This window comes from Nocardia sp. BMG51109 (assembly GCF_000526215.1).
Classification (GTDB): domain Bacteria; phylum Actinomycetota; class Actinomycetes; order Mycobacteriales; family Mycobacteriaceae; genus Nocardia.
The window spans coordinates 208,701-227,254 of record NZ_JAFQ01000003.1 but is presented as its reverse complement, the minus strand read 5'-3'; the positions used below and the strand labels follow the sequence as shown (position 1 = coordinate 227,254).

Annotated in this window: 17 protein-coding genes and 1 pseudogene; 7 read left to right on the top strand and 11 right to left on the bottom strand. The window is 71.3% G+C overall.

Features of this window, described 5'->3' with window-relative positions:
* Positions 1–358: 358 nt before the first annotated feature.
* From D892_RS48225 to D892_RS0101250, 5 genes and pseudogenes are all read right to left on the bottom strand, one after another.
* On the bottom strand, positions 359–931 hold the full coding sequence (locus tag D892_RS48225; RefSeq protein ID WP_232235943.1) for a hypothetical protein: 573 nt from the start codon (positions 929–931) through the stop codon (positions 359–361).
* The gene (locus D892_RS48220; RefSeq protein ID WP_024799517.1) at positions 928–1,167 is read right to left on the bottom strand and encodes a hypothetical protein; all 240 of its coding nucleotides are present in this window, start codon (positions 1,165–1,167) and stop codon (positions 928–930) included. The genes D892_RS48225 and D892_RS48220 overlap by 4 nt, the downstream gene beginning before the upstream one ends.
* 67 nt (positions 1,168–1,234) lie before the next feature.
* A pseudogene (locus D892_RS40085) lies at positions 1,235–1,896 on the bottom strand (response regulator).
* A gap of 159 nt (positions 1,897–2,055) precedes the next feature.
* Positions 2,056–2,973 carry an undecaprenyl-diphosphate phosphatase gene (locus D892_RS0101255; RefSeq protein ID WP_036566578.1) on the bottom strand — a complete coding sequence of 306 codons (918 nt, stop codon included), beginning with the start codon at positions 2,971–2,973 and terminating at the stop codon, positions 2,056–2,058.
* Between the two features lie 210 nt (positions 2,974–3,183).
* On the bottom strand, positions 3,184–4,446 hold the full coding sequence (locus D892_RS0101250) for a histidine kinase (RefSeq protein WP_024799514.1): 1,263 nt from the start codon (positions 4,444–4,446) through the stop codon (positions 3,184–3,186).
* A gap of 166 nt (positions 4,447–4,612) precedes the next feature.
* On the opposite strand from D892_RS0101250, the gene D892_RS40080 reads away from it, so the two are divergent.
* The 3 genes from D892_RS40080 (at position 4,613) to D892_RS0101235 (ending at position 7,950) form a co-directional block, all read left to right on the top strand.
* Positions 4,613–5,458 carry a hypothetical protein gene (locus D892_RS40080; RefSeq protein ID WP_024799513.1) on the top strand — a complete coding sequence of 282 codons (846 nt, stop codon included), beginning with the start codon at positions 4,613–4,615 and terminating at the stop codon, positions 5,456–5,458.
* 470 nt (positions 5,459–5,928) lie between these two features.
* Positions 5,929–7,356 carry an alpha/beta-hydrolase family protein gene (locus D892_RS0101240; RefSeq protein WP_024799512.1) on the top strand — a complete coding sequence of 476 codons (1,428 nt, stop codon included), beginning with the start codon at positions 5,929–5,931 and terminating at the stop codon, positions 7,354–7,356.
* 144 nt (positions 7,357–7,500) lie between these two features.
* Positions 7,501–7,950, top strand: coding sequence for a MarR family winged helix-turn-helix transcriptional regulator (locus D892_RS0101235; RefSeq protein ID WP_024799511.1), 450 nt, complete (start codon positions 7,501–7,503; stop codon positions 7,948–7,950).
* Between the two features lie 48 nt (positions 7,951–7,998).
* Here the strand turns inward: D892_RS0101235 and gatA are convergent, their stop codons facing one another.
* The gene (gatA, locus tag D892_RS0101230; RefSeq protein WP_024799510.1) at positions 7,999–9,468 is read right to left on the bottom strand and encodes an Asp-tRNA(Asn)/Glu-tRNA(Gln) amidotransferase subunit GatA; all 1,470 of its coding nucleotides are present in this window, start codon (positions 9,466–9,468) and stop codon (positions 7,999–8,001) included.
* Positions 9,465–9,761, bottom strand: a complete 297-nt coding sequence (gene gatC / locus D892_RS0101225) for an Asp-tRNA(Asn)/Glu-tRNA(Gln) amidotransferase subunit GatC (RefSeq protein WP_024799509.1) — start codon at positions 9,759–9,761, stop codon at positions 9,465–9,467. The genes gatA and gatC overlap by 4 nt, the downstream gene beginning before the upstream one ends.
* A 454-nt stretch (positions 9,762–10,215) precedes the next feature.
* On the opposite strand from gatC, the gene D892_RS0101220 reads away from it, so the two are divergent.
* Positions 10,216–10,866 carry an amino acid-binding protein gene (locus D892_RS0101220; protein WP_024799508.1) on the top strand — a complete coding sequence of 217 codons (651 nt, stop codon included), beginning with the start codon at positions 10,216–10,218 and terminating at the stop codon, positions 10,864–10,866.
* Between the two features lie 52 nt (positions 10,867–10,918).
* Here the strand turns inward: D892_RS0101220 and D892_RS0101215 are convergent, their stop codons facing one another.
* Both D892_RS0101215 and ligA read right to left on the bottom strand, forming a co-directional pair.
* A complete protein-coding gene (locus D892_RS0101215) occupies positions 10,919–11,425 on the bottom strand; it encodes a GNAT family N-acetyltransferase (protein WP_024799507.1) in 507 nt (168 codons plus the stop codon).
* A 154-nt stretch (positions 11,426–11,579) separates the two neighbouring features.
* On the bottom strand, positions 11,580–13,658 hold the full coding sequence (gene ligA / locus D892_RS0101210; protein ID WP_024799506.1) for an NAD-dependent DNA ligase LigA: 2,079 nt from the start codon (positions 13,656–13,658) through the stop codon (positions 11,580–11,582).
* 458 nt (positions 13,659–14,116) lie between these two features.
* Here ligA and D892_RS0101200 point away from each other — a divergent pair, with 458 nt between their 5' ends.
* Positions 14,117–14,536 carry a PPOX class F420-dependent oxidoreductase gene (locus tag D892_RS0101200; protein ID WP_024799504.1) on the top strand — a complete coding sequence of 140 codons (420 nt, stop codon included), beginning with the start codon at positions 14,117–14,119 and terminating at the stop codon, positions 14,534–14,536.
* Between the two features lie 61 nt (positions 14,537–14,597).
* Here the strand turns inward: D892_RS0101200 and D892_RS0101195 are convergent, their stop codons facing one another.
* A complete protein-coding gene (locus D892_RS0101195; RefSeq protein WP_156959320.1) occupies positions 14,598–14,900 on the bottom strand; it encodes a hypothetical protein in 303 nt (100 codons plus the stop codon).
* 21 nt (positions 14,901–14,921) lie between these two features.
* Between D892_RS0101195 and D892_RS0101190 the strand changes: the two genes are divergently transcribed.
* Positions 14,922–16,313, top strand: a complete 1,392-nt coding sequence (locus D892_RS0101190) for an ATP/GTP-binding protein (protein WP_232235942.1) — start codon at positions 14,922–14,924, stop codon at positions 16,311–16,313.
* Positions 16,314–16,702: 389 nt separating this feature from the next.
* The gene (locus tag D892_RS0101185) at positions 16,703–17,065 is read left to right on the top strand and encodes a hypothetical protein (protein WP_024799501.1); all 363 of its coding nucleotides are present in this window, start codon (positions 16,703–16,705) and stop codon (positions 17,063–17,065) included.
* A gap of 206 nt (positions 17,066–17,271) precedes the next feature.
* Here the strand turns inward: D892_RS0101185 and D892_RS0101180 are convergent, their stop codons facing one another.
* Positions 17,272–18,309, bottom strand: a complete 1,038-nt coding sequence (locus D892_RS0101180; protein WP_024799500.1) for a methionine synthase — start codon at positions 18,307–18,309, stop codon at positions 17,272–17,274.
* Positions 18,310–18,554: the final 245 nt, after the last annotated feature.

The following is an 18,554-nucleotide window of genomic DNA, read 5'->3' as shown; positions in this document are numbered from 1 at the left end:
TCGGACTTGCGCGGGGGCGTGGTGTCGGAGCCGATGTCGTCCGAGTCGTCGTCGTGCGACGCGACGACGGCGATGAGGGCGGCCAGCGCCGCCACCAGGAGCACGACGCCGCCGGCGATCCAGCCGAGCGCGCCCGGCGAGCGTCGCTGCGGCGGGCGGGCGGTGAACGCGGGCGGCGGCGGCGCACCGCCCGTGCCGCGGCGACCGGACGCACGCCGGGGCCATCGGCGTCGTGGTCGAATACGCGGGCGGGACCGACGGATTCGCCGGCGGCGCCACCATGCCCGGCGACGGGCCGACCGGCAGCGGCCCCGTGGCAGGGCCCACGGCACCGACCGGGACGGCGGCCGGGGGGCGGTCAGGGCGTGGCCGCGCGGCGGCCGCGAATTCCGCACAGGTCGGGAACCGGTCGACCGAACGCTTGGCCATCGCCCGCGCGATCACCGCGTCCATGGCCGGTGACAGCCCGCCCGGCCGCGCGCTGGCCGGCGGCACCGGCCGCTGCAGGTGGCCGTCGATCAGCTCGCTCGGATCCTCGGAGTCGAACGGGCCGGTGCCGGTCAGCAGCCAGTACAGCGCGCAGCCCCAGCGAATACTGGTCGGAGGCATGATCCAGCACGGCGCCGGTCATCTGTTCCGGCGACGCGTACGCCAGTGTCGCGGTGAACATTCCGGCCTGGGTCAGATGCTGGGAGTCCTCGCGCAGCCGCGCGATGCCGAAATCGGTGAGGAACACCCGTTCGCCCTTGCCGCCGCCGGAGCGCGCCAGCATGATGTTGGCCGGCTTTGACGTCGCGGTGCAGGACGCCGTTGCCGTGCGCGTAATCCAGTGCGGCGGCGACGCCCTCGATGATCTGCACCGCGCGCTCCGGGGCAGCGTGTGCGGGTTCACGGTGGCCGCGTCGACGCCGTCGACGTACTGCATGCTCATCCACAGCTGTTCGTCTCGACGCCGCGGTCGTAGACGGCCACGATGTTCGGGTGGGTCCAGCCGCGCGGCCAGGTCGGCCTCCCGCTCGACCGGGCGCGGATCTCGGCGTCGGCGAACAGCTCCCGGTTCAGCAGCTTCAAGGCGGTCAGGCGCGGCAGGCGGGGATGGCGCGCGAGGTAGACGAACCCATCCCGCCTGCCCCAGCAGGCGCTCGACGGAAAACCCGGCGAACACATCACCTGTGGCTCAACACCTGCGGATCCCCTTCCGGCGACGTACCAGTGCGCGATCCTACCTGTCCGGTCAGCCCGGGGTGACCAGGCCGGATTCGTAGGCCAGCACCACGGCCTGCGCGCGGTCGCGCAGCTCGAGTTTCGAGAACACCTTGGACACATGCGTTTTCACCGTCTGTTCGGCGACGAACAGCGCCTCGGCGATCTCCGTGTTTGGACATGCCCTTGGCGATCAGTTCGAGCACCTCCCGCTCGCGCGGCGTCAGCGCGTCCAGCGCCGGGGCCGGCTTGGGGCGGGCGCGGCGGCGGGTGACGTCGGCGATCAGCCGCCGGGTGACCGTCGGCGCCAGCAGGGCCTGGCCCTCGGCCACCACCCGCACCGCGCGCACCAGTTCCTCGGCGGGCGCGTCCTTGAGCAGAAAACCGCTGGCGCCCAGGGCTCAGTGCCTCGTAGACATAGTCGTCGATATCGAAGGTGGTGAGCATCAGCACCCGCACCGGCGGATCGGCATGCGCGGCCAGGATGGTGCGGGCGGCGTCCAGGCCGTTCATCTCCGGCATCCGCACATCCATCAGGACCACATCGGGCCGCAGCCGCGCCGTCTCCTCGACGGCGACCTTGCCGTTGGGCGCGTCGCCGATGACGCTGATATCGGACTGGGCGGCGAGCAGGGCGCCGAACCCTTGTCGCACCATCGCCTGATCGTCGGCGATCAACACGGTTATGGGCACGTGACCGGACCTCGGCTGGATCGGACGGTCGACAGCGCCCCGGCCGCCGCCGGCCCGAGCGCTGAACGGTAGGTGAACATCGTGACGAGTCTCGCACGAGCGACCCGCGGGCCGCGCGCCGTACCCCCGGTGCGCTGCCGGACGGAACCGCCGCCGATCTCAGCAGAACCTGGCGATCGACAGCAGCCCGGCGGCCAGACAATACACCGCGAACGGCAGGAGCGTGCGGGTGCGGAAGAACTGTTCCAGGAACCGCACCGACAGCCAGGAGGCCGATCCCGATACGACGGCACCGACCAGCACCGGCCCCCGGATCCCGACGGTCTCCGGTCCGGCCAGCACCGGCAGCTCGACCAGCCCCGCGCCCAGGATCACCGGCGTGGCGAGCAGAAAGGCGAACTTGGCCGCGTGGACGTGCTCGAGGCCACGGAACAGACCGCCGACCATGCTGAGGCCGGATCGGCTGAATCCGGTCAGCAGCGCACCGGCCTGCGCGAAACCGATCCCGGCGGCGTCGCGCAGCCCGAGGGCGGCCAGCGGCCGATCGGACTGCCGGCGGGCCCGGGCGTGCCGCTGGCGCAGTGCGAACCGGCGACCGTACTGCGCCAGCGTCGGCTCGTTGCGCCGGCGCAACCCCTCGCCGACGATCAGCACGACACCGTTGAGGGTCAGGAATACGCTCGCGTAGATCGGCGCCGCGAACAGCACGTGCAGCGGATGTTCGAGCAGCGGCCCGAGCACGCCGACCGGGACGGTGCCGATCACGATCAGCCAGGCCAGCCGTTGCGGAACGGTCTCCAGGCGTCTGGTGCGCAGGGTGGTGAGGAACCCGGCGACGATGGCGTACCAGTCCCGCCGGTAGTAACCGAGCAGCGCCACGGCCGTCGCCACGTGCAGGGCGACCACGAACGCCAGATACGGTGTGCCCGTGCCGGGTTCCTCCGTGCCGACCATGGCCTGCCAGTCGCCGCCGACCCACGCGGCCACCAGTACCGAATGCCCGAGGCTCGAGACCGGGAACAGTTCGGTGACACCCTGCACCGTGCCGATGACGGTCGCTTGGAAGTAGGTCAGCATCGCGAAGAGTCTGGCACGACCAGACCGCCACCGCCGCACGAGCATTCGGTCCCCGCCGCCGCGCCCCGGCAATTCGGGCGGATCCACCCGGGCCCGTGCGCCGTCACGCCCGGGACCTCGAATTCGTCTGCACTCCGGGCATTTCCGACCTGCCGGACGACGGACCGACACCGGCAGGTGCGATCCGCCCGGGCGATACGCCGCCGGGCGTCAGGACTCCGGAACGGATGTCTCGGGCGCGGTCCGGGGCGCCGGCGCGACGACGGCGGGCGTGACCTCGGCGGCGACCGGTCCGGCGTCCGCCCCGAACGGCAGCACGGCGCGCACCTCGAAACCACCGTCGGGCCGGGTACCCGCCGTCAGCGTGCCGCCGATGGCCGCGGCCCGGGCCTGCATACCCGAAATACCCGTTCCCGGTGCGCCGTTCGGCACGACCACGCCGGGCTCGTTGCCGATGACCACCTCGACCGCGCCGGGCCGGACCGTGATCGTGACCCGCACCGCGGTGCCGGGAGCATGACGCGAGGCATTGGACAGCGACTCCTGCACGATCCGGTACAGCGCCAGGCCCGCCGTGTCCGGGACCGCGGCCAGCTCACCCTCGAGCACCCAGTCGACCGGCACCCCCGCCCGGCGGGCGGCGTCGAGCACCGCGAGGACGTCCACGGCCGCCGGCTGGGGTGCGTGCTCGGGCAGCTGGCCGTCGCTGCGCAGCACCCCGAGCATGCCGCGCACCTCGTTGAGCGCCTCACGGGCCGAGGCCCCGATCGATTCGAACTCCGCCCTCGCCTGCTCGGACACGTCGGCGACCCGGTAGGGCGCGGTCTGCGCCTGCACCACCACCAGCGACATGTGGTGGGCGACCACGTCGTGCAGGTCGCGGGCGATGCGCGCCTTCTCCTCCAGGATCGCCCGGCGCGCCCGCTCCAGCTCGTTCTCCTCCTCCCGCCGCACCAGCTCCCGGCGCGACAGCACCAGCCAGCGCACCAGGAGGCCGAACACCACCAGGCCCGTCATGGCGATCGGCCACGCGAACGGGTCGCCGGTGCGGGCCATCGTGGTGACGAACAGCAGCGACGAGGCCAGCCAGGCCACCACCACGATCTGCATCTGCGCCCGCACCGCCACCGCGAACAACAGGGCGAAGCAGGTCAGGATGTGCACGACCTGGAACGGCAGCGAGTTGCCGGGCTGGTTGGCGATGGCCAGCGCGATCAGCAGCGCGGAGCCGGCGGATATCGCCCAGCCGAGCGCCGGGTTGACCCGGATCAGCGCGAACGGCAGCGCCGCCAGACCGGCGATGAACGGCTGGGCCGCCGCCGGCACCTGGTGGGTCAGATGCAGGGTCGGCCACGCGACCGAGAACAGCGTCACGGTGACCACCACCGTGAACACGTCGAAGACGAACCGCATGCGATCGGGCCGCCGCGTGGTCAGAGTCACCTGTCGCGCCGCCTGCGCAATCCGAGCCATGCCTATGACCGTAGAAAACCTCCATGACCTGCGTCGTCATACCGGTGGATGAATTCGCACCCCTACCTGGGTGCTAGCCGGAAATCCCGCTCCCCCGGCGCGCCGGTACCGAAATCTATCCCCGGCGTGAGGACGGGTGAGGGGGATGTCCATAACCTAGGCTGTCATGAGCGATGCAACGCAGGGCCGCCCCTCCCGGGCGGAGCCGGTCACCGACTCGTCCGACGCGCGGGATGCGGGCACACTGCCGACCGAATCCGGGAGCGGCCGCGCCGCCTCGGCGCCGGACGGCAGATCCCACCGGCTACGCCGGCTCGGCGGCGGCGCCGCGGTGGTGGCGATGGTGGCGGGTTCGACCGTTGCGTTCGCACCCGCGGCGACCGCCGCGGTCACTCAGCCGACGGTCGAGAGCGCGGCGGCGCGGGCCGCGATCATCGAATTGACCGGCGACCATCCCTGGGAAGCGGTGATCCCCGGCGATTTCCAGGCGCGCCAGGGCTACCGCCCGGCGGTGACCGACGGACTGCTGGGCGACCCGAACGGCGGCTGTTCCTCGCCGATCGCGATGCCCCCGGACTTCGACAGCGCCTGCAAGGCCCACGACCTCGGCTACGACATGCTGCGCTACGCGGATCGCGAACAGCAGCCGCTCGGCCCGTGGGCCCGGCAGGCCGTCGACGCGGCCCTCGAGCAGCGCATGTATTCCGCGTGCGGCGCGCACCCCGATTCCGTCACCCACGCCCGCTGCGAGGTGCTGGCCGGCGTCGCGACGACCGCCGTCGACCTGAACTCCCGCCGCCAGAACTACGCCACCCCGGTACCGGAGTACGTATTCGGGACCGAGCTGTCGGGTTCCGACCTGGGCAGCCAGGCGGGACGGTTCGCCGCCCCGGCGGCCGCGGGTGCGGCCGCCCTCGTCGCCCTCCTCGTGGGCCTGCGGTGGGCTCGCCGCCGCGGCTACAGCCCGCTCGGATTCCTCCGTAGGAGGCCACGCATTGCCCTGCCGAACTGAGCCGGGACGGCACCGCCCATCCAGGGCCGTGCCCGTGACCTCCCCGGATCACCGCTCCCCCGAGCGGTCACACCCGCGGCCGACGACGGTCGACCCGTCGGCCGCACCCCCTGAGCGCTCCCCGAGCGCCCTGCCACGCCCGAGCGCCCCGCGGCCCCTGCCGTGCACAGGCGCGTACCCACCGGGCACCCGGCGCCCGCACTCGACCACCGATCGGTGGCACGGCGTCTTCACCGTGCCCACCCACCGCTGCGCTCACAACCGCGCACCTGTCTTCTCGAATCTCCCTGTGACTCCGAGGATTTCGCATGTCTACCGCCATCGTCCCGCCCGAGCGCCACCGGGCCGCCCCCGAGCCCCGCCCAGCCGCACCCGGCCCCCGTCGAGCAGACCCCGAGCAGCGCCGGATCGCACCGGCACACGGCCGAAACGCACCGGCGCACGACACCGAGCCACAGAGGCGTCGGGCAGTGCCGGAAGATCATGCGGCACGACCGGAGCGCCGTCGGGCCGCGGCGGACCGTCGGCACGAGCCGAAGCCGAAGACGCAGCGGCCGAAGGCTGTTCGCGCCCGGCACCACCTCCGGCCACCCCGGATCGGCACCACCCTCGCCGCGACGCTGGGCACCACGGCGTCGCTGTCTCCCGGACTTCTCCCCCGGACCGCCGCCGTCCAGGCGATTCTGACCGGGCTGCTGGTTGCGGCCGGGTTCGCCCTCGCGGGTTTGTCGCGAATCATCGCGCGGCGCACCGGATTCGATGCCGACCGCATACCGGTCCGCCTCCGGTGGCAGGCGGCGGCGACGGGTGCGGTGGTGATCGGCGGCGCCGGCGTTCAGGCTCACCTGTGGCAGGGCCGATTACGGTCGGCGATGGGTGTCGCGGCGCTGTCCCCGGCCCATTGGCTGGGCTGTGCGGTCGGTGCCGTACTGGTCGCGGGGATGCTGATCGGCTTCGTGCGCGGGATACGGTGGCTCATCGGAGGATTCGGCCGGTGGCGCGGCGGCGCCCTGGTCGTGGCGGGGGTCGTCACCGCCCAGGCGATCGCGCTACCGGCGGTGGTGAACGGGCGGCAGTCGGCCGATGGTTCCGCAGAAACCGCTGTAGTGCAACAAGTTTCGATGGCCCGGTCGGGCGGCAGCGGGTCGGCGGTGAGCTGGTCGTCGCTCGGTGCGGAGGGCCGCAAGTTCGTCGCCGGGACACCCTCGCACGCCGTCCGGGTGTACGTCGGAGCGGAGTCGGCGCCGGATACGGATTCCCGTGTCACCCTGGCGATCCGGGAGCTGGAGCGCTCGGGCGGGCTCGACAGGTCCCACCTCGTCGTCGCGGTGCCCACCGGTTCGGGGTGGATCGACTCCCGGGCCGCCGACGGACTGGACGAACGTTTCGGCGGTGACGTCGCGCTCGTCGCCCTGCAATACTCCCAGGCCCCGAGCTGGGTCTCCTTCGTCTTCGGCCGCGACGCCGCCGTGGCGTCCACGCGCGCCCTGTTCACCGCCGTCGAGCGGCGGATCGCCGCACTGGACCACAAGCCGCGGCTGTACCTGTACGGCCAGAGCCTGGGCGCCGCCGCCGGCAGCGCGATCTTCGCCGATGACACCGACCAGGAACGTCGCGTATGCGCCGCGCTTTGGGCCGGACCGCCGGGCGGGAACGTACATCGCGCGGGCGCCACCGTCCTCGCCAATTCGTCCGACCCGGTCGTCCAGTGGTCCCCCGAACTGCTCTGGCGCGCACCGGATCTCACGGGCACCCGCCCGGACGCCCCGCACCCGCCCTGGCTGCCCGCACTCGGCTTCGTGCAGACCACCGTCGACCTGATGACGGCCCTCGGCCCGCCGCCGGGCCACGGCCACCGCTACGGCACCGACCAGGGGACCGCGATGGGAACCTGCTGACCGGCCCCGCCTCGGACCGTTCGGATCGCCACTCTAATATGTAGGGTACATATTGTGTGTATAGAGCACATTACTGCTCTGTGCGCACAACCTGTGCTATACCGATCCTCGCAGGTCGGCAGCGCGAACAGGCGGAAGGACGGCATGGAAAAACCCACGGACCGGGTCGAATTCGAGACCATGCTGCTCAGCCGTCACACCCTCAACCCACGCTACCGTAGCGACAGCACGCGCCTCGAACGCAGCGCCTACATCCTGCTCTGCCGGCTGTCCATCGAGGGCCCGATGTCGATCGGACAGCTCAGCGAGGCGTTCGGACTCGACGCGTCGACGCTAAATCGCCAGACCGCCGCCCTGCTGCGCTCGGGTCTGGTCGAGCGCATCCCCGATCCGGAGGGCGGCATGGCCCGCAAGTTCCGGATCAGCGACAAGGGCGAGAAGAGCCTGACCACCGAGCGCAACGCCAATATCGACGGGCTGAACCGGGTATTGCGGGACTGGTCCGCCGAGGACGTCGCCGCCTTCGCCGACTACGTACAGCGCCTCAACACCGATATCGAGCGCATCGGCGGCCGCCCCTGGCCGCGGCCCTGACCGCCGATCCACCGCCGGCGGCCCCGCACCGGACCGTCCACTACATCCTTACGCCAGCGGGCCCCGCGCCGTCTCGTAGGCCGCGCCCACCCGGTACAGCCGGTCGTCGGCCAGCGCCGGGGCCATGATCTGCAGGCCCACCGGCATGCCGTCGTCGCGGCTCAGCCCGGACGGCACCGACATACCGCAGTAGCCGGCCAGGTTACTGGGCAGCGTGCACAGGTCGGACAGGTACATCGCCAGCGGATCGTCGACCTTCTCGCCCAGCTTCCAGGCGGTGAACGGGCTGGTCGGCGAGACCAGCACGTCGACCTGCTCGTAGGCGGCGTCGAAGTCCCGGGCGATCAGCGTGCGCACCTTCAACGCCTGGCCGTAGAAGGCGTCGTAGTAGCCGGCCGACAGCGCGTAGGTGCCGATCATGATGCGGCGCTTGACCTCCGGGCCGAATCCGGCCTCGCGGGTCGCGGCCATCACCTGTTCGGCGCTGTGCTGTCCGTCGTCGTCGACGCGCAGGCCGTAGCGCATGGCGTCGAAGCGGGCCAGGTTGGAGGACACCTCGCTGGGCAGGATCAGGTAGTAGGCGGGCAGCGCGTACTCGAAGTGCGGGCACGACACCTCGACCACCTCGGCGCCGAGCTCCTTCAGCACCGCCACCGCGGCGTCGAAGGACGCGATCACGCCGGACTGGTAGCTGTCGGACCGCAGTTCCTTCACCACCCCGACCCGCACGCCCTGCAGATCGCCCCGCGCGCCCTGCCGGGCCGCCTCGACCACGGGCGGCACCGGCGCGTTGCGGGAGGTCGAATCCCTCGGGTCGTGGCCGGCGATCACCTCGTGCAGCAGCGCGGTGTCGAGCACCGTGCGCCCGCACGGGCCGCCCTGGTCCAGCGACGAGGCGCAGGCGACCAGGCCGTATCGCGAGACGGTGCCGTAGGTCGGCTTGGTGCCGACGGTGCCCGTCATCGAGGCGGGCTGCCGGATCGAGCCGCCGGTGTCGGTGCCGATCGACAGCGGCGCCTGGTACGAGGCCAGCGCCGTCGCCGAGCCGCCGCCCGAACCGCCCGGAATGCGCTGCGGGTCCCAGGGATTCAGGGTCGGGCCGTAGGCCGAGTTCTCCGTGGACGAGCCCATCGCGAACTCGTCCATGTTGGTCTTGCCGAGGATCGGGATCCCCGCCCCGCGCAGTGTGGCCGTCACCGTCGCGTCGTACGGCGGCACCCAGCCCTCCAGGATCTTCGATCCGCAGGTGGTCGGCATGTCGGTGGTGGTGAAAACGTCCTTGAGCGCCAACGGAACTCCCGCCAGCGGCGAGGCCACCGTGCCGTCGGCGACCGCGCGGTCCACCTCGGCGGCGGTCGCGAGCGCCTGCTCGCCGGCCACGTGCAGGAAGGCGTTGAGTTCGCCGTCCACCTCGGCGATGCGGTTCAGGTGCGCCTCGGTGACCTCGACGGACGACAGCTCGCGGGCGTGGATCTTGTCCGCCAGTTCCGCGGCGGTCAGCTTCGTCACGTCGCTCATTCGCCCTCCCCCAGGATCTGCGGAACCATGAACCGCTGCTGCTCGACCGCCGGGGCCCCGGACAGTGCCTGCTCCGGCGTCAGGCCGGGCGTCACCGTATCCGGCCTGGCGACGTTCGCGGTCGGATTCGGCGACGCGGTGGCCGGGACGTCCGCGGTGACCTCGGCGATGACCCGCACGTGGCTGAGAATCGAATCCAGCTGTCCGGCATACGTGTCGAGTTCCTCGTCGGTCAGGGCGAGCCGGGACAACCGGGCGAGGTGTGCGACCTCGTCGCGGGAGATGGCGGGCACCGCAGGACCCCTTTCGGCAGGTTCTGAATCTTCCGGACGCGCGGGCGTGCGCGAGACGGGCCGGAGTGTGTATCGGACGCTAATCAGTTCAGTTTAGTGAATGCAACACAGCCCGCTGCCCCGGCCCGGCCGCACCACGTGCACGAACCGAAGTGTGTATCGAACGCTAATCAGTTCAGTTCGGTGAATGCAACACAGCCTGCTACCCGGCCCGGCCGCACCGCGTGCACGAGCCGACCGGCAATCCGTACCGTGGTCCCGGTCCGCATGTCTGGCACGGGACGGCCGCGCGGCCGATAATGGCCAGTGGCCCAGTCACGCGGTGTCGTAGATCACCGCGCGGAAGATGAACCAACTATGCGGGTACGCCGGGTGTAAGTATTGCGGGACTCGGGTAACCGTCCGAAAGTCTCGGCCGCACAAGATCGGTCGCACAGGAAAGGAAGGAACGCACGTGTCATTTCTGCTTCGCGTGCAACTTCCGGATCGCCCAGGAAGTCTCGGTTCACTCGCCCTCGCTCTGGGCTCGGTCGGCGCCGACATCCTCTCGCTGGATGTGGTCGAACGCGGCGCCGGCTATGCGATCGACGATCTGGTGGTGGAAGTTCCCTCGGGTGCGCTACCCGACACGCTGATCACCGCGGCCGAGTCGCTGGCCGACGTGCGTGTCGATTCGCTGCGCCCGTACTCCGGCATGCTCGACACCCACCGGGAGCTGGAGCTGATCGATCAGGTGGCCAGCGCCCGCGACGATCGGCTGCAGGTACTGGTCGACGGCGTGCCGCGGGTACTGCGCGTGGGGTGGAGCACCGTCATCGATACCGGGCCGCAGGGCGCCTATCGAGTGGTGGGCAGTGCCAGTGCGCCGGAGACACAGGCGGGTTCGGCGCCGTGGATGCCGCTGGAGAAGCCGGCGGCGCTGGACGGCGAGGGCGACTGGGTGCCGCAGATCTGGAAGGATATGGACACCAAGCTGGCCGCCGCCCCGCTCGGCAACACCGGCAGGGCGCTGCTGCTCGGCCGGCCGGGCGGACCGGAGTTCCGGCCCTCGGAGGTGGCTCGGCTGGGCTACCTCACCGGAATCATCGCCACCGTGCTCGGCTGAGCGTACTCGTTCCGCCCACGCCCGTGCCGCTCGACAGCCCTGCGCCGGGCGCCTACACACTCAACCGCATGACCGTGACCTGCGTACCTCTGCGGTTCGTCCAATCCCGTTCCGGCACAGGGACGAAACCCATGCGGTCGTAGATCCGGCGAGCCTCGCGCATCGACGACATGGTGGCCAGCACCACCGACGTGAAGCCCTCCGCACGGGCGGTATCGACGACGGTGTTCACCAGTGCCGTACCGACGCCCGCGCCGCGTGCCCGTTTCGCCACCGCCAGCATCCGGAACTCCAGCTCGCCCGGTTCGGCGACCACGGCGTACGGGGTGCCGGGGCGGGTGACGGTGAGCGAGCCGAGCACCTCGTCGCCGCGGGCCGCCACCAGCACTCCGGCGGCCGACGCCCGGGTGGCCGCATCGAAAAGTTCTGCGACATAGGGGCTTTCGGCGTCCACATGCCCCTCGCCCACGTACACCTCGACGGTCAACGCACCGACCGTCGCATACTCCTCCACCCGCACCTCGCGGATCCCGAATCCGGACTCCACCACGACAACCACCTCTCGCTCATCTCCCGCGCAACCACACGGCACGGGTGCGGCACGCTCACCGCGGACCGTGCGCACCGGCCCGACGGCTCCGCCCGGTCGACCCCTGCTCGACTCCGCTCCAGCCGACCCGACCTACTCGACACCCGACCTACTCGACTCTGTCCTATTCGACCGCCGACGGCCCACCCTCCAGCAACCGGCGAAACCCGTCCTCGTCCAGGATCGGCACGCCCAGCTCCTCGGCCTTGGCCGCCTTGGAGCCCGGCGCGTCACCGGTCACCACATACGCGGTCTTCTTCGATACCGATCCCGCGGCCTTGCCGCCGCGCACCAGGATCGCCTCCTTCGCCTCGTCGCGGGAAAACTCTCGCAGCGAACCGGTGACCACGATAGACAGGCCCTCGAGCGTTCGTTCGATGGATTCGTCGCGCTCGTCGGCCATGCGCACGCCGGCGGCGCTCCATTTCTCCACGATCGCCCGGTGCCAGTCGACGGTGAACCACTCCTTCACCGCGGCCGCGATGGTCGGGCCGACACCGTCGACGGCGGCCAGCTCCTCCCCCGTGGCGCTCTCGATGCGCTCCATGGTGCCGAGTTCGGCGGCCAGGGCGCGGGCGGCCGTCGGGCCCACGTGCCGGATGGACAACCCGACCAGGACCCGCCACAGCGGGCGGTCCTTCGCGGTGTCCAGGTTCTGCAGCAGGCGCCGGCCGTTGGCCGAGAGACTGCCGTCCTTGTTGGTGAAAAGCGTTGTGGTGAGCAGCTTCTCCTCGTCGAGCGCGAACAGGTCGCCCTCGTCGGCGATGGCGCCCGACTTCAGCAGGTCCACGGCCGCCTCGTAACCCAGCGCCTCGATATCGAACGCGCCGCGGCCCGACATGTGGAATACGCGCTCGCGCAGCTGCGCCGGACAGTGCCGCTGGTTGGGGCAGCGGATATCGGCGTCGCTCTCCTTCTCCGGCGCGAGTTCGGTACCGCATTCCGGACAGTGCGTGGGCATGACGAAGGACCGCTCGGACCCGTCGCGCACGTCCGCCACCGGGCCGAGCACCTCGGGGATCACGTCGCCGGCCTTGCGGATGGTGACCGTGTCGCCGATCAGCACGCCCTTGCGCTCGACCTCGGCGGCGTTGTGCAGCGTGGCCATCGAGACCGTGGACCCGGCCACGCTGACCGGCTGCATCACCGCGAACGGCGTGACCCGGCCGGTGCGGCCGACATTGACCTGGACATCGAGCAGCTTGGTGGTGACCTCCTCCGGCGGGTACTTGTAGGCGATGGCCCAGCGCGGGGCGCGGGAGGTGGCGCCGAGGCGGCGCTGCAGCACCATCTCGTCCACCTTGACCACCTGGCCGTCGATCTCGTGCTCGATGTCGTGGCGGTGCTCGCCCCAGTACCGGATGCGCTCGACCACCGCGTCGGCGCCCTGCACGCGCACCGTGTGCGCCGAGACGGGCAGGCCCCACGCGGCCAGCGCCCGGTAGGCCTCGTACTGCGAGTCGGGCGTGAAGCCGTCCATCCGGCCGAAACCGTGACAGATCATCCGTAACCGGCGGCGCGATGTGACCGCCGGATCCTTCTGCCGCAGCGACCCGGCGGCGGTGTTGCGCGGATTGGCGTACGGCGGCTTGCCCTCCGCGACCATCGCGGCGTTGAGATCCTCGAAGTCCGACAGCCGGAAGTAGACCTCGCCGCGCACCTCGAGCAGCTTCGGCACCGGGAACTCGTCGTTCACGGCGAGCTGGACCGGGATGTCGTCGATGGTGCGGGCGTTCAGGGTGACGTCCTCACCGGTGCGACCGTCGCCGCGGGTGGCCGCGCGGGTCAACCGGCCCTCCTCGTAGACCAGGTTGAGGGCGACGCCGTCGATCTTCACCTCGCACACGTAGTGGATGTCGGGGCCCGTCTCGGCCTCCACGCGGCTCACCCAGACCCGCATGTCCGCCTCGTCGAAGACGTTGTCCAGCGAGAGCATCCGCTCCAGGTGGTCGACCGCGGTGAACTCGGTGGCGAAGCCGCCGCCGACCAGCTGGGTCGGGGAATCGGGGGTGCGCAGGTCGGGGTGGGCCTCCTCGAGCGCGAGCAGCCGCTGGAACAGCGCGTCGAACTCGCCGTCGGAGATGACCGGCGCATCGCGCACGTAGTAGCGGAACTGGTGCTCGCGCACCTCCTCCGCCAGCTGCTGCCACCGCGTCCGTTCGTCGCCCGTCGCCGCGACGCTCTCGACACCCGGTTCGCTCACCGCGCCACCTCGCCGGTATTCGGCGACATCACGCCCGCGGCGCGCTGTGTGCCCGCGCCCGCGGCGCGCTGTGCCCCTGGTCGACTCGCAAGCTCGTTCACATGACGCAGATTAGTCCAGTCCACCGACGCCTCCGCGGCACATTCGGGCACGTCGGGCCTGTCGGTCGGCCCGGCCGGGACCGCCCGGCAACGGAGAGGACCCCGGCGGCGACACCGCGTCCGGCATCACCACCGGGTCGCGGCGGCGGTGCGGTACGGCGCTGCTCGCCATCGGTGAGCCGGAGCCGGTTCGAACACCGCCCACATGATCCGAGCCCTGGCGGCGCACCGCGAATAGGTCCGGACGGTGGGTCATCCGGGCCTCGACCGGCACGGCGTTCCCGGACCCGCCGACGTGGATCGTCCGATTCGACCGCGCTCGGGAACACCCGGACGGCGAGTACGGTTGGACGGCGCATGGAACTCGTAGCAGCGCTCGACTTCGCGCGCGCACACCGGCGGTCGGTGCTCACGACCCTCCGCCGCAACGGCCGCCCGCAGTTGTCCAACGTGACGCACTGGGCCGGCGAGGACGGGGTGATCCGGATATCGATCACCGCCGATCGGGCCAAGTTCTTCAACCTGCGCCGCGAGCCGTGGGCCGCGCTGCACGTCACCCGCGACGATTTCTGGGCGTATGCGGTGATCGAGGGCGATGCCGAGCTGTCACCGGTCGCGACCGAACCCGGGGACGCGACCGTCGAGGAACTGATCTCCTACTACCGCGCGCTCAGCGGCGAACACCCCGACTGGGACGACTACCGCCGCGCCATGGTCGCCGATCGCCGCGTCGTCGCGCGCCTCCGGCCCACCCGCGCATACGGCATGCTGCCCTGAGCCGCGGCACTCTTCCGAGCAGGTCACGCCCCCGCAAGGAGGCGCCGCCGGGATCGAGGAATCACGGCGCGGGAGCCGCGGGCTCGGGAATCTCCCACCCGTTCGGGTGGCCGTGCACGGTCGGGTCGTAGAGCAGCACGAACCAGTGCTGCTGCGGAGCCGACAGGGGGAACGGCCCGACGGCCAGCTCCTCGGAGGTGTAGCGCCCGTCGCTCGAGGTGCGGACCCATTTCGGTGTGCCGCCCTGCTGATCTATCCACTTCTGATACACCGAGCGCGCGGGCTTGGCCGCCATGATCACCGACATCAGCGGTAGCGCGTCGAGTTCCGCCACCGTGGAAACTAAGGGTAGGCCGTCGCTCACACCTGCCAATCTAGGCGAGTCATGCACGAATTTCATGACTATCCGGAGCAGAGCACGGCGGGCCCGATGTCGAGACCGGTGTCGCGGGCCGCCGGGGCGGACGGCAGGATGTCTCGGGTGCTGCGCAGTTTTCAGGTGACCAATCACAGAGCGCTGGCCGAGACGCAGGAACTGCGGCTGGTCGGCAGCCGGGCGGGCGCGCTGCCCGCCCCCGTGACCGCCGTGCACGGCGCCGCCGCGACCGGTAAGTCCAGCCTGGTCGACGCGCTGGCCCACATGCGCGACGCGGTGCTGAACTCGGTCACCGGCTGGGATCCCTACGCCGGTCCGGTGCGCGCGCCGCACCTCGGATTCGCCGATCGCCCTTCGGAGTTCGTCGCCACCTTCGTCGCCGAGGGCGTCCCCTACACCTACGGCTTCCGGCTGGACAATGCCGACGTCACCGCCGAGTGGCTGCACAGCCATCCGCGCAGCCGCCGGCGGGTGGTGTTCGAGCGCGACGGCGACGGCATCCGCATCGGGCCGATGTTCGAGCCCGTGCGCTACGGCATCGGGGCGCTGGCGCCGCTGGTGCGGCCGAATGCGCTGCTGCTCAGCCTGACCGGGCAGATGTACGCCGAGGCGCTGGTCCCGGCCTACCGCTGGTTCGCCGCACAGTTGGATGTGCAACGCGGACAACAGGATTCGCAGACCATCGCGCAGCGGCTGGGCGGCCACGTGTCCCGCTCCGCCGACAACGCCGCGCGCCTGCTCACCCTGCTGCGCTCGGCCGAGCTGGGCATCGAGGATCTGCTGATCGCCGAGAACGACCCGATGTACGCCGACTACCTCGCCGAGCTGGACGGCGAGATCGCCGGCGCGGCAGCCGAACTCGACGCGTGCATCGCCTCACCGGCCCGCGCCGAGCAGTTGCGGCAGACGCACGGGCTCACCCCGGTCGGGCTGGAGCGCGAACTGAGTAATCTGCGCGCCGCCCGCGACACCCTCTACTCCCGCATGGCGGCCCGCCGCGGCGCCGGTCTCGGCCTGGTGCACGAGGGCGTCGACGCCCCCTTCGACATCGCCGACGAATCCTCCGCGACGCTGGCCCTGCTGCGCCTACTGCCGCCGGTGCTCGACGCTCTCGACACCGGGCGCGTACTGGCCGTCGACGATATCGACTCCCACCTCACGGCCGATATGGCCGGGCGGCTGATCCAGCTGTTCCGGAATCCGGAAACCAATTCGCGCGGCGCACAACTGATCTTCACCACCCGCGACTGCACCCTGGTGCACCCCACCGGCCCGATCGGCAACGACGCATCCAGAGAACAGCGCGAGGAACACCGCACCACCGGCTCCCGGATTCGGCGCAACACCGTCTGGCAGCTGCACCGCACCCCGACGGGCACCAGCGAGCTCACCGCGCACTGAACCGCCGCCCATCATCCGGCCCCGGCCCCAACGTTCCGGTGGCTCCACACGCTCCGCAAGCTCCCGCCCTACGTCTCCGGCGCTCCCGAACTCCCACCCTGCAACTCCCGAGCGCTCCGTAACCTCCTGCAACTCCTGAATCCCTCCGCAAGCTCCGCGCCGCGTCACCGGACCGCTCCCCACACCCCGGCTGCGACTACGGGGACTCCGCACGGCCGCGGTCCTGACACTCTGGAAGCTGCGCAAGCTCCCGTCCTCCGTCTCCGGGTCGCTTCTCGAGCTTCGTCAGCAATTCGGGGCCGCTCCGCAAACCCGCTCCGCAAACCCGCGCCGCGACTCCGGGTAGCTCCGCAAGCTCTGCTCCTGGACGGTGCGCATAACATGGGGACATGCTGGAGATCGCCTTACTCGTGACGGCCGTCGTCGTGCTCGTGGCGCTCGTCATGACGTTCCGGCGGGGGCGCGGCGGGTCGGGCGCGCGGCCGGGCGGCAATCGTCCGCAGCCCGAGGTCGGCACCCTGCGCGTCACCGGCGTGAGCCCGCGCCCGGCCGCGCAGGGGAACCAGTTCGTGACGATCACCGGCACCCTCTCCGGGCCGACGGTCCCGGGCGAGACCGTCTACGGCCGCTTCAACTGGGACGTCAACCAGTGGCCCTCCCCCGGCGACGACATTCCGGTCGAATACCCGCCCGGCAAGCCCCAGCACTGGCAGATCGGCCACCCGGGCGCCGGCCCGTACTTCCGCTCCTGACGCCGGCTATTCCGGCGCGACGATCTCCAGGCGCGGAAAGTAGCACCGATACCGCCCAGGGTCGCGAGTCAGCAGTCGATACCCCGCGACGGCCGCGTGCGCTCCGATATAGAAGTCGGGCAGCGGCGATCGCCTGTCCCCGCCCCGCGGCGATAGGCGAGTCCCTATTGGATCGCAGATCGGCAGGCGCGAAGCCCGGCATCGGCTCATTCGAAGGTGGTGGCGTCCGGGTCGTCGGCGAATGCGCGGGCGGTTTCGGTGGCCAGGTCGAGGGCGCGGCGGGCCCAGCTCAGCGGGGCGCCGGCCAGGCCGCAGGCGGGGGTGATCAGCATGCGGTCGGTCACCAGGCGGCGCGGGAAGCCGAGGCGGTCGAGCAGCCGGACGGCGGGCTCGGCGAACTCGCGCCAGGTGCCGGGGCCGGTGGGGGCGACGGTCGGAATCAGCCCGAGCGCCAGGCGCTTTCCGGTCTCCAGCAGCTCGCCGACATCGTCGAGGTCGCGAGTGCGGAGGACGGCGAGGTCGAATCCGACCGCGGCGGCGGCACTGCCGCGCAGCAGCGCGAGCGCGGGCGGCTCGGCGCACGTGTGCACCAGAACCGGGACCTCCAGCGCGCGCACGACCGTATCGAGCACGGCCAGCGCCTCCGGCTCGGGCACGGCGCGCACGGTGTGCAGCGCGCTGGCGCCGCGGATCGAGCCGCCGAGCACCGCGGTCAGCGACGGCTCGTCCAGCTGCACCACGACATTCGCGCCGAGCCGCTTGCCGACCTCTGCCGCGTGCCGCGCCACGCCCTCGGCCAGCGATTCCGAAAGATCGCGCACCGCACCGGGATCGGTGAGCGCTCGGTGGCCACCGGGCAGTTCGACCTGCGCGGCCAGCGTGAGCGGTCCCACGGCCTGCACCTTCACCGTGCGCCCGGATCCCGCGAGACCCGCTGTCTCCCAAGCCTCTTCGAACGCATCGAGGTCGGTCCGCAGCAGATCGTGCGCCCGCCGCGCGACGGTGCCGCGACCGGCGGCGAGGCGATAGCCGCGCGGCGTGGTGTCGAACCGCATGTCGACCAGCAGGGCCGAGGCCCGGCCGATCAGGTCCGAACCCGCACCGCGCCCGGGCAGTTCGACCAGATGCGGCAGGTCGCCCAGTTCACCGACGACGGTCGCCGCCGCCTCCCGCTCATCGGTACCCGGCCAGGATCCGACGCCGGTCGCGATCCCGCCGCGTAGCACGTCCTCGTTCGACGTCACGTGCACCTTCCATTCGTTCGACCTCGATACTCACCGCACGAGTGGCCCGTTCGGAGCGTTCCCCGGTAAGAGGGCGAAATCCGGTGCGCCGCCGACGCACTCGGCCATGGTGCCGACGCTACGCCGGACAACCGGAGCAGACCACGCGGAACCCTCGGCCGCGCCGCGCCGCCGACCGCACGGTGCGGTGCCGGCGCGGAAGAACTCGCGGCCGGACCGTCGCGCCCAACGGCCACTCGGCGCTC